This window comes from Azospirillum formosense (genome assembly GCF_040500525.1).
Taxonomy (GTDB): Bacteria; Pseudomonadota; Alphaproteobacteria; order Azospirillales; family Azospirillaceae; genus Azospirillum; species Azospirillum formosense_A.
On sequence record NZ_CP159403.1, the window covers coordinates 1,609,734 to 1,626,141 of the forward strand.

A 16,408-nucleotide genomic window follows, 5' to 3' on the forward strand; every position below is an offset into this window, starting at 1 on the left:
CATGATCGGCGACACGCTCGGCCCCCTCCCCGACCCTCCCCGCCGTTGGCGGTGGAGGGGGAATAGACAACCCGCCCTATTGCAGCTCCGACAGCCGGGCGGCCTCATCCTCGGCCGTCAGCGCGTCGATCAGCTCGTCCAGCGCCTCGCCGGCCATCACCTTCTCGATCTTGTAGAGCGTCAGGTTGATGCGGTGGTCGGTCACCCGGCCCTGCGGGAAGTTGTAGGTGCGGATGCGCTCCGAGCGGTCGCCGGAGCCCACCTGGCTCTTGCGGTCGGCGGCGCGGGCCTTGTCCTTCTCGGCGCGCTCCCGCTCGTAGAGGCGGGCGCGCAGCACCTTCAGGGCCTTGGCCTTGTTCTTGTGCTGGCTCTTTTCATCCTGCTGGCTGACCACGAGGCCGGTCGGCAGGTGGGTGATGCGCACCGCGCTGTCCGTCGTGTTCACCGACTGGCCGCCGGGGCCGCTGGAGCGGAACACGTCGATGCGCAGGTCCTTCTCGTCGATGTGGATGTCCACCTCCTCCGCCTCGGGCAGCACCGCGACGGTGGCGGCGGAGGTGTGGATGCGCCCCTGCGTCTCGGTCGCCGGGACGCGCTGCACGCGGTGGACGCCCGATTCGAACTTCAGCCGGGCGAAGACGTTGCGCCCGGTGATGTTGGCGATGGCCTCCTTGTAGCCGCCGATGCCGGTCTCGCTGACCTCCATCGTCTCGAAGCGCCAGCCCTGAAGCCCGGCGTAGCGGCGGTACATCTCGAACAGCTCGGCGGCGAAGAGGGCCGCCTCGTCGCCGCCGGTGCCGGCGCGCACCTCCAGGATGGCGTTCTTCTCGTCCGCCTCGTCCTTGGGCAGCAGGGAAATCTGCACCCGGCGCTCCAGGGCGGGAATGCGGCGGGTGAGTTCGGCGAACTCCTCCTCGGCCAGCGCCTTCATGTCGGCGTCGCCCGCCGGGTCGGCGATCATGCCGGCCAGATCGGCGGCCTCCGCCTTCGCCTTCTTCAGCTCCGCGATGGCCTCGGCCACCGGGGTCAGGTCGGCGTATTCCTTCGACAGCCGGGCGAAGTCCGCCGGGTCCACCGTCCCCGCCGCCATCGCGTCCCGCAGCTCGTCATGGCGGGCCACGACCCTATTGAACTTCTCGTCCAGGCTCACGTCGCTCGTCCTTATCCAAATCGCTCCCGGCGGGCTCGTCCAGCCGGAACAGCCGGAACAGCAGCCGCTCCGCCGCCGCCCGCTCCGCCAGCCCGGCCCCGTCCGGGTCCGCCGCCATGGCGCGCAACGCCTCCGACGGACCGTGCAGCAGCCTGTTGACCAGCAGCCGAGTCGCCGACGCCGCGTCCAGCCCCCGCTGCTCGTCCAGCAGGCGCCGCCGCTCCGTCTCGAAATGCGTCCGCAGCGCCGCCACGGCGGGCACCGCGGCGCGCTCGGCCCGGTGGCGGGCGAAGGCCGCCAGGGCGTCGTCCACGATGGCCCAGGCCGCCTGGGTCGCCGCCTCGCGCCCCACCCGCCCCTGCAGCGCCACGCGCTCCAGGTCGGCGAGGTCGTAGACGAAGGCCTCGTCCAGCCCGGTCACGTCCGGGTCCACATCGGCGGGGATCGCCGCGTCCACCACGAACACCGGGCGCCGGCGGCGGCGCTTCAACGCCGCCCCCAACTGCTGTGCGGAGAGGATATAGCGCCCCAGACCCGCCGCGGTCACCACGATATCCGCGCTGGTCAGCGCCGAATCGAGATCGGCCCAGGGCGCGAAGTGGCTGTCCATGCGCCGCGCCGCCGCTTCGGCCCGGCGGTCCACCGGGGCGGCGACGATCAGCCGGCCGAGTCCCGCCTCGCGCAGGCCCTCCAGCACCAGGGCGCCCATGTCGCCCAGCCCCATCAGCAGGCCGGTGCAGCGCCTCAGGTCGCCGTGCAGGTCGCGCGCCACCTGGACCGCGGCGGCGACCAGCGAGGTCGCGCCCTCGGCGATCGGCGTCTCGCGGCGCACCCGCTTGGCGGCGCCGTAGGCGGCTTGGAGAAGCCCCTCCAGCTCCGGCCCGGACAGGCCGGCGGCGGCGGCGTGGCGGTGGGCGGCCTTGACCTGCCCCAGGATGTGCGGCTCGCCGACGATCTGGCTGTCGAGCGAGCAGGCGACCGCGAAGACGTGGCGCACCGCCGCCGGACCGGTGAGGGTGTAGAGCTGCCCGGCGAGGTCGGGCTCGCTCAGCCCCACCCGCTCCGCCATGATCCCGGCGATGGTCAGCGCGGCCTCGTTCGGGCGCTCGTGCACCGCCTGCACCTCGACCCGGTCGCAGGTGCTGAGCCACATGGCCTGGGTGATGCCGGCGGCGCCCAGCCGCTCCAGCATCGCCGGCACCTCCGCTTCCTCCGTCGTCAGACGGTCGCGGATCGCGCCGGAGCAGGACCGATGGCTGGCGCCGATGACGAAATAGGAAGCGGTCACTCTGACTCTGGCCCAGGCCGCGGCACGGCCGACAAGGATGGTACGGTTGCCGCGGATTTAAGCACGGATGGCGCGGAGCGTCCCTAGTTCAAATTGTCCGCCCGCGCCGGTTCCGTCACTCGGCGGCCGTCTCCGCCGCTTTTTCGGCCGCTTTGGCGGCCTCGATCTCGGCGGCCTTCTTCTCGACCAGCCCGACGAGATGGTCGACGATGTTCTGGTCCTTCAGCCGGTGGTCGGTGACGCCGGACAGATAGACCTGATGGGTGTTGTTGCCGCCGCCGGTCAGGCCGATGTCGGTCTCGCGCGCCTCGCCGGGGCCGTTGACCACGCAGCCGATGACCGACAGGGTCAGCGGCGTGGTGATGTGGGCCAGCCGCGCCTCCAGCGTCTCCACCGTCTTGATGACGTTGAAGTTCTGCCGCGCGCAGCTCGGGCAGGAGATGACCGTGACGCCGCGCCGCCGCAGGCCCAGCGACTTCAGCATCTCGTAGCCGACCTGGACCTCCTCCGCCGGCTCGGCCGACAGCGAGACGCGGATGGTGTCGCCGATGCCCGACCACAGCAGCATGCCCAGCCCGATGGACGATTTCACCGTCCCGGCGCGCAGGCCGCCGGCCTCGGTGATGCCGATGTGCAGCGGGTAGTCGCAGGCCTCAGCCAGGCCCTGGTAGGCGGCGACGGCCAAAAACACGTCGGACGCCTTCACCGAGATCTTGAACTCGGTGAAGTCATGGTCCTCCAGGATCTTGGCGTGGTTGAGCGCGCTCTCGACCAGCGCCTCCGGGCAGGGCTCGCCGTACTTTTCCAGCAGGTCCTGCTCCAGCGAGCCGGCGTTGACGCCGATGCGCATGGAGCAGCCGTAGTCCTTGGCCGCCTTCACCACCTCGCGCACCCGCTCGGCCGAGCCGATGTTGCCGGGGTTGATGCGCAGGCAGGCCGCCCCGCTCTGCGCCGCCTCGATGGCGCGCTTGTAGTGGAAATGGATGTCCGCGACGATCGGCACCGAGACCTGCGGCACGATCTGCTTCAGCGCCAGCGCCGACTCCTGGTCGGGGCAGGAGACGCGCACGATGTCGGCGCCAACCCGCTCCGCCGCCTGGATCTGCGCCACCGTCGCCGCCACGTCGGCGGTCGGCGTGTTGGTCATCGTCTGGACCGAGATCGGCGCATCGCCGCCGACGAGCACATTGCCCACCCGGATCTGGCGGGACTTGCGGCGAAGGATCTGGCGGTAGGCGCGCACGCTGCTCATGGGCTGTGGCCTCGGGGCATGAATCGGGTCCGGCGCGATCTTGTAGCGCAGCCGGCGTCACGCCTGAAGTGCGGTCCGCCGCGCCGGATTCAAGGGAAAAAGCCGTGGATGGTCCGTCCTAATGGGCGGGAGCGGCGCCGCGCAGGGTCGGGGCGTGCTGGTCCAGCGACACGTCGCGCAGCACCTGCCCGACCGCGCCCATCGGCGCGCCGTCCACCCCGTCGGTCACGACGATCAGGCCGCCGGCGTTGCCGGTGCGCACGCGGATGCCCGAGCGGTCGGGCACGCGGTAGACATCGCCCGGCTTCAGCACGCGGGTGAAGATGATCTCGCCGCTGTTGTCGCGCACCTGGATCCAGCTGTCCTGCGTGGCGCGGAGCTGGATGCGCGAGGCCGCGTTCTGCGTGCCGTAGACCTTCGAGGGCAGCGCCCCGTCCGCGGCGGCGGGCGGCGCGGCGGGGGCCGCGGGCGGCAGGCTGGCGATGGCCGGAGCGGCGGGGGTGAGCGGGGTCGGCTCCTGCGTGGCGCCTTCGGACTCGTCGTCCTCGGCCGGCGGCGGCGGCACGTTCACCATGGCCGAGGAGGCGGCCGAGGGGGCGGCCGGGGAGGAGGCTGACGGGGCGGGCGCCGGAGCCGGGGCCGCGGCGGGGGCGGACGGCTTGGCCGGCGCCGGCAGGGCCGCCACCGGAGCGGGAGGCGCGGCGGGCTTGGCCGGCGCCGCGGGAGCCGGGGCGGACGGCGCCTGGGCGGACGGGGTGGCGGCGGACGGGAGCGGGGCGGCGGGAGCCGGCACCGCCGTGGAGGCCCCGCCGGCCGCGGGCGGAGCGGCCGCCGGAGGAACCGCCGGGGCGGACGGAGCTTCCGCCATCACGGTCGGCACGGACGCCGGGGCGGCCGGCGATTCGGTCGGGGCCGGAAACGCGCCGTTCTGTCCCGCGCTGTTCTGCCCCGCGCCGTTCTGGCCGGCGTTGAAGGGCAGCGTGTCGAGCAGAGAGACCAGCCGGTCGGGCAGCGCCGGGACCAGATCGACCATCGACCGGTCGGTCGCCGACAGATAGTACCAGCCGCCATAGACGATGCCCGCCAGCACCATGGTGCCGAGCAGGACGGTGCCGCCGGGAATGCGGCCTTCCGGCACCGGGGTCGGGAAATAGAGCTGCTGGCTGCGCGTGCGGCCCGCCGCCTCGTCCTTGTAGCGGGTGAGGATGGTGTCCGGGTCGAGCCCCAGGCATTCCGCGTAGGAGCGCAGGAAGCCGGCGGCGTAGGTGGTGCCCGGCAGGTCCTCGAAACGCCCCGCCTCGATGGCCTGCAGGTAGGGGTAGCGGATGCGCAGCATCGTCGCGACCTCGCGCAGGTCGTAGCCGAGGCTCTCGCGCGTCTCGCGCAGGGTGTCGGACACGCTGGGGCCGGTCTGCGCCGCGCCGTCCTGCGCGGGGTCGTAGGAGCCGAAAACCTTGCGCTTGGCCATCATCTCAACCGTACCGTCGCCTCGGATGACTTATGGTCGCACCCCCGGCATGGGTACGCCAGCCGCGGGGTCGGCGCAACCGGGAAAGACCGCGATCCTGCCCTCTTGTATACGCCCTTCGTCCAAACCGCTGTAACAAAACGCCGCCAAGGCGCGCGCCGGCGCCGGATACGGCTCCGGGGTGGAGAAGGCCGCCTTGGGGGTGCCTTCGGGCATGAGTTCAGATGAGGACGCCGTGGTCCTTGGCGAAGCTGCGCAGCTTGTCGCGCAGGCTGTGGTCGCCGCGCAGGTAGAGCCCGTTCATGTACTGGCGCAGCGCCGCCACGTCGAGCGAGCGCAGCATCGTCTTCACCGGCCCGACCGAGGGCGGCGACATCGACAGGGTGCGGAAGCCGATGCCGATCAGCGCCATGGCGTCGAGCGGCCGGCCGGCCATTTCGCCGCAGATGCTGACCGGGACGTTGGCGTCGCCGCAGGCCTCGACCAGCCGCCGCAGCAGGCTGAGCATGGCGGGCGACAGCGGATCGTAGCGCCCGGAGGTGCGCGGGTTTCCGCGGTCGCTGGCGAAGATGTACTGGGTCAGGTCGTTGGAGCCGACCGACAGGAAATCCACCCGCGGCAGCAGGGCCGGCAACTGCCAGAGCAGCGCCGGCACCTCGATCATCGTGCCGACGCGCACGCGGCTGGGCGGCTCGCCGCCCTGCCCCTCCAGCCGGGCGATCTCCAGGTCGAGCAGGCGGCGGGCGGCGTCGAACTCCGCCACCTCGGCGATCATCGGGAACATCACCGACAGCGGACGCCCGGCCGACGCCCGCAGCAGGGCGCGCAGCTGCTGGCGCAGCAGCGACGGGTGGTCCAGCCCGATGCGGATGGCCCGCCAGCCGAGCGCCGGATTCTCCTCGCCCTCGCTGGCCGCGATGTAGGGCAGCATCTTGTCGCCGCCGACGTCGAGCGTGCGGAAGACCACCGGCTTGTCGTCGGTCTGGTCGAGGATGCGCGCATAGAGGTCGGTCTGCGCGTGGACGTCCGGGTAGGTCGAGCGCACCATGAAGGGGATTTCGGTGCGGTAGAGTCCGATGCCCTCCGCCCCGCTGGCCTTCAGGTGCGGCAGGTCGATCAGCAGGCCGCAATTGAGCTGGATGGAGATCGGCACGCCGTCCCGCGTCACCGAGGGCAGCGCGCGGATCGCCTCGTACATCTGCTCCTTGCGGGCGCGCAGGGCCACGGCCTCCGCGAAGGCCATCTGGATGTCCTCCGCCGGGCGGACGAAGGCCTGCCCGTGGTCGCCGTCGACGATCACCGGGTCCAGCGGCTCGATCCGGTTCAGCGCGTCGGGCGCCTGCACCACCGGGATGTTCAGCGCGCGGGCCACGATGCAGACGTGGCTGGACGGCGAGCCCTCCTCCAGGATCACGCCGCGCAGGCGGCGCTGGTCGTAGTCGAGAAGCTCCGCCGGCCCCATGGACCGCGCGACCAGGACGATGTCCTCCGGCAGCGTGCCGCCGTCGGCCTCCGACTTGCGCCCGGCGAGGTGCTGGAGCAGCCGGTTGGTCAGGTCCTCCAGATCAAGCAGCCGCTCGCGGATGTAGGGGTCGGTCAGGTGGCTCATGCGGGCGCGGGTGTCGTTCTGCACCTGCTGCACCGCGCCTTCCGCCGTCAGACCCATGCGGATCGCCTCGCGGATGCGCGACAGCCACCCGCGGTCCTCCGCGAACATGCGGTAGGTTTCCAGGATGTCCTTGGGCTCGCTCAAGCCCGCCAGCGCCGCCGCGTTCAGCAGGTCGTCGATGGCGCTGTGCATGGTGGCGATGGCCGCGTTCAGCCGCGCCAGCTCGCTCTCCGCGTCCTCCGACACCATCTGGCGGATGGTCAGCTGCGGGCGGTGGATCACCGCCAGCCCCATCGCCAGGCCGCCGGTCAGCGCCGTGCCCGACAGGCGCGCCGGCAGCAGCGCCGGGTCGCCGGTGGAGGCGACCTCCTGCGGGTTGACCAGCTCGCCCTGGGCGACCAGCTCGGCCACCACCATGGCGATGGTCTGGAGCGTCTCGACCTCGACCTCGGTGTAGCGGCGGCGGTCCTTGTGCTGGATGACCAGGACGCCGCGGACCTTGCCGCCGCGCAGGATCGGCACGCCGGCCAGCGACAGGAACGGGTCCTCCCCGGTCTCGGGGCGGTAGGCGAAGCTGGGGTGCGACGGCGCGTTGTCCAGCGCGATGGGCCGCGCGTGGCCGGCGATGTCGCCGACGATGCCCTCGCCCACCCGCAGCCGGGTGTTGTGAACGGCGTCCTGGTTCAGGCCGAGCGTGGAGAACAGCTCCAGCACCTCGCCCGCCCGCATGACGTAGCAGGAGCAGACGTCCGCCCCCATCTCCATGCCGATCAGGGTGACGATCTTGTCCAGCCGCTCCTGGCCGGAGCCGGAGCCCGCCATGACGTCGCGCAGCCGCGCCAGCAGGCGGCGCGAGGCGGCGCCGTCGAAGCCCGGCGAGGCGGAGGGGATGTCGCCCACGACGCCGTTCATCTCATGCCGCCCCCAGGATGGTCGAGGGATCGATGGCCGAGGGATCGATGGCCGCTTGGCCGGCGGCCGGTAAATCGCCCGCGTCCGCCTGCGGGCAGCGGGCGGCCAGCGCCGCTTCCGCCTGGGCGATCAGGTCGCCGATGATCTCGGCCACCGGCTGCTCGCGCGTGACCAGCCCGACGCTCTGCCCGGCCATCAGCGAGCCACTCTCCACGTCGCCGTCGATCACCGCGCGGCGCAGCGCGCCGGCCCAGAAATGCTCGATCTCCAGGATGCCCGCGTCGCGCGTCGTCTCGCCGCGGTCCACGCGGGCGATGACCTCGCGCTGAAGCTCCATGAAGCGCTTGGACCCGGCGTTGGCCAGCGCCCGCACGGGGATCACCGGAAAGCGCGGGTCGATCTGCACCGACGCCTGGGCGTCGCGCGCCGAGGCCTTGATGAAGACCTGCTTGAAGCGCTGGTGCGCGATGGATTCGGTGGCGCAGACGAAGCGGGTGCCGATCTGCACGCCCGCCGCCCCCTGCTCCAGGTAGGACAGGATGGCCTCGCCGCGCCCGATGCCGCCGGCCACGAAGACCGGGACCTCGCGCAGTTCGGGCAGGATCTCCTGGGCCAGGACGGTGGTGGAGACGGGGCCGATGTGGCCTCCGGCTTCCGTGCCCTCGATCACCAGGGCATCGATGCCCTGCTTGACCAGCCGCTTGCCGCTGACCAGCGTCGGGGCGAAGGCCATGGCGCGGGCGCCGCCGTCCTTGATCCGCTTGATGGTGGCGCCGCCGGGAAAGCCCCCGGCGATCACCACATGGCTCACCGCCAGCTCCCGGCAGACGTCGATCAGACGGTCGAGGTCCGGGTGCATGTTGATGAGGTTGACGCCGAAGGGCTGGCTGGTCAGGGCCCGCGTGGCGGCGATCTCCGCCGCCAGCAGGTCCGGCGGCATCGAGCCGCAGGCCAGAACGCCGAAGCCCCCGGCGTTGGAAATGGCTGAGACGAGGCGGCGCTCCGACACCCAGCTCATCGCACCGCCCATGATGGCGGTGCGCGTGCCGAGGAAGGCGCAGCCACGCGCCCACAGCCGCTCGAGTCGGGCGCCTGCGACCGCGTCGGACCTGGCGTCGGTCATCGCCGCCCCTCCCCCTTCAACCGGCTCAGGCCGCGTCCAGCCCGTAGGCGGTGTGCAGCGCGCGCAGCGCCAGCTCCGCATACTCCTCGGCGATCAGGACGGAGATCTTGATCTCGGAGGTGGAGATGACCTGGATGTTGATGCCCTTGTCGGCCAGCGCCTTGAACATGCGCTGCGCGACGCCGGCGTGGCTGCGCATGCCGACGCCGATCACCGACACCTTCACCACGTTGGCGTCGGAGACGATGCGCTGATAGTTCAGCTCGGCCTTGGCGTCCTCCAGCACCTTCACGGCGCGGGCGATGTCGGCCTTGCCGACCGTGAAGGTCATGTCGGTGGACTTGCCGTCTTCCGACACGTTCTGGACGATCATGTCGACATTGACGGCGGCGTCGGTCAGCGGACCGAAGATGCTGGCCGCCACGCCCGGACGGTCGGCCACGCCGATGAGGGTGATCTTCGCCTCGTCGCGGCTGTAGGCGATGCCGCTCACAACTTCCTTTTCCACGATCTCGTCCTCGTCAACAACAAGGGTACCGGGAAGCGCGCTGCCGGCGGCCTCCTCGAAGCTCGACAGAACCTGCACGCGCACGCGGTGGTTCATCGCCATCTCGACCGAACGGGTCTGCAGGACCTTCGCCCCCTGCGACGCCAGCTCCAGCATCTCCTCGTAGGTGATCTTGGAGAGCTTGCGCGCCTTGGTGACGATTCGCGGGTCGGTGGTGTAGACGCCGTCCACATCGGTGTAGATGTCGCAGCGGTCGGCCTTCAGCGCCGCCGCCAGGGCGACCGCCGAGGTGTCCGAGCCGCCGCGGCCCAGCGTGGTGATGCGCCCGTTCTCGGTCACGCCCTGGAAGCCGGCGACCACGGCGACCTCGCCGGTGTTCATCCGCTTGTCCAGCTCCGCCGTGTCGATGGACACGATGCGCGCCTTGCCGTGCGTCTCGTCGCTGTAGATCGGAATCTGCCAGCCGAGCCAGGACCGCGCCTGGATGCCGAGCGACTGCAGCGCGATGGCGAGGAGACCCGAGGTCACCTGCTCGCCCGAAGCGACGATGGCATCGTACTCGCGCGCGTCGTGCAGCTTGTCGATGTCGTTGCAGTATTTCACGAGCTGGTTGGTCACGCCGGACATCGCCGACACGACGACGGCGACCTGATGCCCCGCCTTGACTTCCTGCTCGACCTTTCGGGCCACGTTCTTGATGCGGTCGATGTCGCCGACCGACGTGCCGCCGAACTTGAGGACGATCCGCGCCATACCTCACACCATGTCTGGGCCGGCTCGAAAGCCGGCAGTCCGCGCCCCCGCTCTACCGTTGCCGGCGCGGGGCGGCGTATCCATACTCTGTCGCTCACAGCGAGGCAAGTTCGCCCCGCAATTGTTCTCGCAATCCAAGCATACGGGATTTCTTTCATGACCGCGACCGCCGGAACCGCAGGCACCGCAGGCACTGTCGACCCCCAGGACATCGCCCGCTTTTCGGCCATCGCCGCGGAATGGTGGGACCCCACCGGCAAGTTCCGGCCCCTGCACCGGCTGAATCCGCTGCGTCTGGCCTACATCCGCGACACGCTGTGCCGCCGCCTGGGCCGCGACCCGCTGGCGCCGGAGCCGCTGAAGGGCCTGCGCATCGTCGACATCGGCTGCGGCGGCGGCCTGCTGTCGGAACCGATGGCCCGCATGGGCGCCACCGTGGTGGGCGTGGACGCGGCGGAGCGCAACGTCCGCACCGCCGCCGCCCACGCCGCGGAGACCGGCACCCCCGTCGACTACCGCGCCACCACCGCCGAGGCCCTGGCCGCCAGCGGCGAGCGCTTCGACGCCGTGCTGGCGATGGAGGTGATCGAGCATGTCGCCGACGTGCCGCTGTTCGTGAAGTCCTGCGCGGAATTGACCGCGCCGGGCGGCGCGCTCTTCCTGGCGACGCTCAACCGCACGCCGAAGTCCTTCGCGCTGGCCATCGTCGGGGCGGAGTACATCCTGCGCTGGCTGCCCCGCGGCACCCACAACTGGCGCCAGTTCCTGCGCCCCGGAGAGCTGGCCGCCGCCGTGCGCGCGGAGGGGCTGGCGATCCGCGACCTGACCGGCATCACCTACAGCCCGCTGTCCGACGAGTTCCGGCTGAACCCCCGCGACCTCGACGTGAACTACATGGGCTGGGCCGAGCGGGCCTAAGCGTACAGGGCGGCGGCGCGTACGAACGTACATGTGTACGCGCCGCTGCGGCCCGGAAAGGCGGCGGGTGCCGCAAAACAAAAAACGGGAGAGCCGCCGGCTCTCCCGTTTTTCGTGTCCGCAGGAAACGCGTCTTACGCCGCGTGGCTGGCTTCGTGCTGGGTCAGCAGCGCGTAGATCGCGTCCGCCGAGTCCGAACCGCGCAGCTTCTCGCACATGGACTGGTCGCGCAGCAGGCGCGACACACGGGCCAACGCCTTCAGATGGTCGGCGCCGGCATGATCCGGAGCCAACAGCAGGAAAATCAGATCGACCGGCTGCTCATCGATCGCATCGAAGTCGATGGGCCGCTCCAGCCGGGCGAAGACGCCGTGGACACGGTCGAGGTTGGGCAGCTTGCCGTGCGGGATGGCGATGCCATGACCCACGCCGGTGGTGCCCAACCGTTCGCGCTCCAGGAGGACGTCGAAGATCGCCCGTTCGTGCTGGCCGGTCAGCTCGGACGCCTTGCGCGCCAAGTCCTGCAGGGCCTGCTTTTTGCTGCCGGCCTTCAGGTTCGGAAGAATGGCGTGCGGCGTGATGAGATCGAGCATGACGCTATGGGTGTGGTTGGAACAGAGACCGGACTCAGGCGCCGGCCTTCTCCGCCGGGTCCACCCAGCCGATGTTGCCATCGGCGCGGCGGTAGACCAGGTTCAGACGGCCATGGGCGCCGTTGCGGAACATAAGAGCCGGGGCGTCGGCGAGTTCCATGCGCATCACCGCCTCGCTGACCGCCAGGGTCGCGATGGTGGTTTCCATCTCGGCGATCACCATGGGCTGCGCCGCCTCGGCAGCGGCCTCGTCGCTCTCCACATGGGCCTCGTCGGTCTCCGCTTCCAGGATCTGGTAGCGGGCCGGGAAGGCCTCCTGCGCGGGGGCTTCGACACTGTGGTGGTCGCGCAGGCGGCGCTTGTAGCGGCGCAGGCGCTTGGCCAGCTTCTCGCACGCGGTGTCGAAGGCGGGATACGGCTCGGTGGCCTCGGACGCGCTCTGAAGGACGATCCCACGACCGACGTGAACCTGAATGTCGGCCTTGAACAGATGCGCTTCGCGCGTCAGGACGACGTTGGCCTCGATCGGCTTGTTGAAATACTTGCCGACGATGGAGTTCAGGCTGTCCGCGACGTGGCTGCGCAGGGCGTCGCCAACGTCAAGCTGCTTGCCTTTGACGGTCAGTTGCATTTTGGGATGTTTCCAATCTGGTCCGCGATAGACATAGGACGACGGAAGGCCGCCACGTGCGGACGGGGACCATAGTGACGGCGGTATGGGCTGTCAATCAAGGACGGCCCCCTCCCGGCCCGGTTACATGCGTGACATCTTGGCACGGCGTCGCTGCACCGATGACGGAATGCGCATCGCTTCACGATACTTCGCGACCGTCCGGCGCGCAATGTCGATCCCTTCACCACGAAGGATTTCGACGATTTTATCGTCCGACAGCACGTCGTCCGCCTTCTCGGCGTCGATCATCGCCTTGATGCGATAGCGCACAGCCTCCGCCGAGTGGGCGGCCTGCCCGTCGGCCCCCTGGATGGCGGAGGTGAAGAAGTACTTCAGCTCGAACACACCGCGCGGCGTCGCCATGAACTTGTTGGTTGTGACCCGACTGACCGTGCTCTCGTGCATGCCGATCGCCTCGGCGATGTCGCGCAGGATCAGCGGCTTCAAATGCGAGACGCCGTGGATGAAGAAGGCGTCCTGCTGCCGGATGATCTCGCTGGCCACCTTCAAAATGGTGGTGGCGCGCTGGTGCAGCGACTTGACCAGCCAGTTGGCCGACTGGAAGCGCTCGGTGATGTATTCCTTGTCCGCCTTGTTGCGGGCGGTGCCGGAAATGCGCGCGAAATAGCGGTGGTTGACCAGCACCCGCGGCAACGTGTCCGGGTTCAGGTCGATCAGCCAGCCGCCGCCGGGGTTGGCGCGCATCAGGATGTCGGGGGTGACGAGCTGGGCGGGCGTGTGGTCGAAGCTGAGCGCCGGCTTGGGGTTCAGCTTGCGGATCTCCGCCACCATGTCGGCGATGTCCTCGGCATCGACGCCGCAGACCTTCATCAGCGCCGGCAGGTTTCGCGCCGCCAGAAGCTCCAGATGGTCGAGCAGGGCCTCCATCGCCGGGTCGCAGCGGTTCTTCTCGCGCAGCTGGATCGCCAGGCATTCCTTGAGCGACCGCGCGAAGATGCCCGGCGGGTCGAAGCGCTGGCAGGCGGCGAGCACGCGCTCCACCCGCTCCGGTGCGCAGCCGAGCTGCCCCGCCAGGCTTTCGACCTCCAGCCCGGTGATCCATCCGGCCTCGTCGAGCATGTCGATCAGCGCCAGCCCGATGAGCTGGTCGCCGAGGTCCGGCAGATCGATCTTCAGCTGTTCGGTCAGATGGTCGCGCAGGCTCTTCTGGCCGGTCAGCGTGGCTTCCAGGTTGGACTCGTCGTCCTCGAAGCCGCCGCGCCCGCCGCGCTCCTGCCAGGAGCCGTAGACGTCGCTCGCCCCGTCCGTTCCGTCGGAGAAGCGGTCGTCGGAATAGACATTCTCGAAATCGGTGTCGAGCGGCGCGTCGGAGGCCGACCCCATGGTTTCCGACGCGGTCATCTCCACCGTGTCGCGGGTGCGCCCGTCGGTCATCGGCGGCTGGCGCTCCTCCGGAGCGGCGAGATCGACCGCGCCGGGTTCGCCGCCGCCGTCACCGGCCCCGTCGCCCCCGGCCTCGCCACCGCCCTCGCCGGGACCGCCGTCGCGCTCCAGCAGGGGGTTCTGCTCGATCTCGCGGTCGACGAAGTCCGACAGTTCGATGTTCGACAGCTGCAGCAGCTTGATGGCCTGCTGCAGCTGCGGAGTCATCACCAGGGACTGGGTCTGACGAAGATCGAGGCGTTGGCTGAGCGCCATGGGCAGGGAAACCGCACTAGAGGCTGAACCGGTCGCCGAGGTAGACCCGGCGCACATCCTCGTGCGCCACGATCTCCGCCGGCTCTCCCTCCATTAGTACCACACCATCGTGCAAGATGTATGCCCGATCGACGAGGTCCAGCGTTTCCCGCACGTTGTGGTCGGTGATGAGCACGCCGATGCCGCGGTCGCGCAGGTGGCTGACCAGCTCGCGGATGTCGTTCACCGCGATCGGGTCGATGCCGGCCAGCGGCTCGTCGAGCAGGATGAAGTGCGGCTGCGAGGCGAGCGCGCGGGCGATCTCGACGCGCCGCCGCTCGCCGCCCGACAGCGCCAGCGCCGGGGCGCGGCGCAGGTGGGTGATCGAGAATTCCGCCAGCAGCTCGTCCAGCATCTGCTCGCGCGTGTCCCGGTTGGGCTCCACCACCTCCAGCACGGAGCGGATGTTGTTCTCCACCGACATGCCGCGGAAGATCGACGCCTCCTGCGGCAGATAGCCGATGCCCAGCCGCGCCCGGCGGTACATGGGCAGCGCCGTGATGTCCTGCCCGTCGAGCAGGATGGTGCCGGAGTCGGCGGCGATCAGCCCGGTGATCATGTAGAAGCAGGTCGTCTTGCCCGCCCCGTTGGGGCCGAGCAGGCCGACCGCCTCGCCGCGCTGGACGGTCACGGTCACGTCTCGGACGACCGGACGCTTTTTGTAGGCCTTGCCCAGATGCAGGGCGACCAGCCCTTCGCTGGGGCGCACGTCGGTGGCCGGCTGGCTTGCCGGGTGGCCCGACGCGTTCGGGGCGGAAAGGGTCGGACCGCCGAGGTCCCGGTCTTCGATGTCCATGGCCATTGATTCGCTGCCGGGTCGTCAGGGCTTCGCCGCGGGCGTGCCGCCCGGCTGGGCGGTGGGACGGCGGGCGGAGGCCGCGCCACCCGGGGCGCCCGGCTCCTGGCCGGGAATCAGCAGGCCCATCACCCGCCCGCCGGTGGCGGGGCCGGCGATCACCCGGTTGACCTTGGTCTTCATGTTCATCTCGGCGGCGTCGCCATTGAGCTGGTTGTCGTTGCGGGTGATCTTGACGTTGCCCAACAGCACCGCCGTCTCGTCGGCCACCGAATAGACCAGCTTGTCCGACAGCGCGACGTCGGTCGCGGTGGTCACCACCACGCTGCCGGCGCCGTCGATGCGCTCCATCTGCGTCGAGCCGTCGGGCATCTTCTTGAGCTGGCCGATCAGGATGTCGGCGCGCAGCCGGTCGCCGTTGGCGATGCGCACGGCCACGGCGTCGCCGCGGGCCACCGTCAGGTTCTTCGCCTCGTAATATTCCAGCGTGTCGCGCGCCGTCACGATGTCGGTGCGGGTGACCAGCTTGAGGTTGCGTCCCGTGACCACGGCCACCTGCTTGTCCACGTCGTAGACGCCGCGCTCGCCGAAGACCTCCTGGGTCGGGCTGACGATGCGCACGTTGCCTTCGGCGAGAAGCTGGAACACCTCGTTCCCCTTGCCGGGCACCTCGCGGTAGTAGGCGGTCAGAACGTCGGCGTAGACGGTGCTGTCGGCGCGCTTGGCCGAGGCGTTGCCGCGCGCCACATAGGCGCGCACGTCCTGGTGCCACTCGATGGCCTGATCGGCGTTGACCTCGACCGGGTTGGGTCCGCCGCCGAGGCCGGGCAGCCCCTGGGCCGCCGCCGGGATCGACGCCCCCGACAGCAGGAGGAACGCGGCCATCAGCGGGGCCGCAAGGGTGGCTGCACTCAACGCGTCTTTCCTCCCGGGCTTTCGGCGGCCTGGACGTCGGCCTTGGACTGGTTCAGGAACACCATCGTCTTGCCACGGTCGGACAGGCGGAAGCCCTCGGCGTTGATGACGCCCTGCGGCCCCTGGCCCACGACATGGACATCGCCCCAGGCGGTGCCTTTGCGGATGTCGGATTCCGCTTCCTCGGTGGTGAATTCGTTGCCGTCGTCGCGCATGACGCGGACATGGCCCCGCATCTTCAGGATGCCGGTCACCTGGTTGTACCAGCCCTTGTCGGAGCGGATGGTCACCCAGGTGCCATCGGTCTGGGTCATCTCGGCCTCCGGCTGGTCGAGCAGCATGACGTCCGGCTGGTCGGCGATCCGGTCGGCCTTGGCCGCCACCAGCGAGAAGGGCTGGTTGTCCTCGTCCACCGCGACGTAGCGCGGCTTGATCATCTCCAGCTGGCCCTTGTCGGCCGAGATGCGCAGGGTCGGCAGTTCGGTCAGCGAGGGCCAGACGGCGATCAGCGCCATCACCGCCAGCGCCAGAGCCGGCAGCGCGAACTTCATGCCGGTGACGAAGCGGCTGTAGACCCGGCTGACGGGCCGGATCCTCCGGCGCTGGTGGACGCGCTTGCCCGCCTCGCCGTCGGGAGCCGCCCCCGGCATCGCCACAAGCGGCGCGGCCAGGGCAGACGCGTCGGCCCGCCGCTCCTTTGTCTTCACCGTCCGATCCTTCAGGTCGCTGTCCATGGCGCCAACCGTCCTCCG

14 protein-coding genes are annotated in these 16,408 nt (G+C 70.2%); 1 reads left to right on the forward strand and 13 read right to left on the reverse strand.

Annotated features, from left to right (window positions below; translation table 11 throughout):
- Positions 1 to 76: 76 nt before the first annotated feature.
- The 7 genes from prfA to ABVN73_RS20515 all read right to left on the reverse strand — a co-directional run bounded on the left by prfA (position 77) and on the right by ABVN73_RS20515 (position 10,063).
- Complete coding sequence (gene prfA / locus ABVN73_RS20485; protein WP_353860060.1) at positions 77 to 1,150, reverse strand: peptide chain release factor 1; 1,074 nt, start codon at positions 1,148 to 1,150, stop codon at positions 77 to 79.
- A complete protein-coding gene (gene hemA / locus ABVN73_RS20490; RefSeq protein ID WP_353860061.1) occupies positions 1,125 to 2,438 on the reverse strand; it encodes a glutamyl-tRNA reductase in 1,314 nt (437 codons plus the stop codon). Before hemA ends, prfA begins: the two co-directional genes overlap by 26 nt.
- A gap of 115 nt (positions 2,439 to 2,553) precedes the next feature.
- Positions 2,554 to 3,690 carry a flavodoxin-dependent (E)-4-hydroxy-3-methylbut-2-enyl-diphosphate synthase gene (ispG, locus tag ABVN73_RS20495; protein WP_353860062.1) on the reverse strand — a complete coding sequence of 379 codons (1,137 nt, stop codon included), beginning with the start codon at positions 3,688 to 3,690 and terminating at the stop codon, positions 2,554 to 2,556.
- Positions 3,691 to 3,808: 118 nt separating this feature from the next.
- Positions 3,809 to 5,161 (reverse strand): helix-turn-helix domain-containing protein, encoded by a 1,353-nt coding sequence (locus ABVN73_RS20500; RefSeq protein ID WP_353860063.1) that lies wholly within the window; start codon positions 5,159 to 5,161, stop codon positions 3,809 to 3,811.
- Positions 5,162 to 5,378: 217 nt separating this feature from the next.
- Positions 5,379 to 7,679 (reverse strand): phosphoenolpyruvate--protein phosphotransferase, encoded by a 2,301-nt coding sequence (gene ptsP / locus ABVN73_RS20505; protein ID WP_353860064.1) that lies wholly within the window; start codon positions 7,677 to 7,679, stop codon positions 5,379 to 5,381.
- 1 nt (position 7,680) lies between these two features.
- Positions 7,681 to 8,802, reverse strand: coding sequence for a nitronate monooxygenase (locus ABVN73_RS20510; protein WP_353860065.1), 1,122 nt, complete (start codon positions 8,800 to 8,802; stop codon positions 7,681 to 7,683).
- 25 nt (positions 8,803 to 8,827) lie between these two features.
- Positions 8,828 to 10,063, reverse strand: coding sequence for an aspartate kinase (locus ABVN73_RS20515; protein ID WP_353860066.1), 1,236 nt, complete (start codon positions 10,061 to 10,063; stop codon positions 8,828 to 8,830).
- Positions 10,064 to 10,219: 156 nt separating this feature from the next.
- On the opposite strand from ABVN73_RS20515, the gene ubiG reads away from it, so the two are divergent.
- On the forward strand, positions 10,220 to 10,981 hold the full coding sequence (gene ubiG, locus ABVN73_RS20520; RefSeq protein WP_353860067.1) for a bifunctional 2-polyprenyl-6-hydroxyphenol methylase/3-demethylubiquinol 3-O-methyltransferase UbiG: 762 nt from the start codon (positions 10,220 to 10,222) through the stop codon (positions 10,979 to 10,981).
- 134 nt (positions 10,982 to 11,115) lie between these two features.
- Here ubiG and ptsN read toward each other — a convergent pair whose 3' ends face one another.
- The 6 genes from ptsN to lptC form a co-directional block, all read right to left on the reverse strand.
- A complete protein-coding gene (gene ptsN / locus ABVN73_RS20525; RefSeq protein ID WP_014198055.1) occupies positions 11,116 to 11,574 on the reverse strand; it encodes a PTS IIA-like nitrogen regulatory protein PtsN in 459 nt (152 codons plus the stop codon).
- Between the two features lie 34 nt (positions 11,575 to 11,608).
- A complete protein-coding gene (raiA, locus tag ABVN73_RS20530) occupies positions 11,609 to 12,205 on the reverse strand; it encodes a ribosome-associated translation inhibitor RaiA (protein WP_353860068.1) in 597 nt (198 codons plus the stop codon).
- 123 nt (positions 12,206 to 12,328) lie between these two features.
- On the reverse strand, positions 12,329 to 13,906 hold the full coding sequence (gene rpoN / locus ABVN73_RS20535; RefSeq protein ID WP_353860069.1) for an RNA polymerase factor sigma-54: 1,578 nt from the start codon (positions 13,904 to 13,906) through the stop codon (positions 12,329 to 12,331).
- Positions 13,907 to 13,922: 16 nt separating this feature from the next.
- Complete coding sequence (lptB, locus tag ABVN73_RS20540; RefSeq protein ID WP_353860070.1) at positions 13,923 to 14,747, reverse strand: LPS export ABC transporter ATP-binding protein; 825 nt, start codon at positions 14,745 to 14,747, stop codon at positions 13,923 to 13,925.
- Between the two features lie 18 nt (positions 14,748 to 14,765).
- Positions 14,766 to 15,656, reverse strand: coding sequence for an LptA/OstA family protein (locus ABVN73_RS20545; protein ID WP_353860071.1), 891 nt, complete (start codon positions 15,654 to 15,656; stop codon positions 14,766 to 14,768).
- Entirely contained in the window at positions 15,653 to 16,390 is a 738-nt protein-coding gene (gene lptC, locus ABVN73_RS20550) for an LPS export ABC transporter periplasmic protein LptC (protein ID WP_353860072.1), read from the reverse strand. Before lptC ends, ABVN73_RS20545 begins: the two co-directional genes overlap by 4 nt.
- Between the last annotated feature and the right edge of the window lie 18 nt (positions 16,391 to 16,408).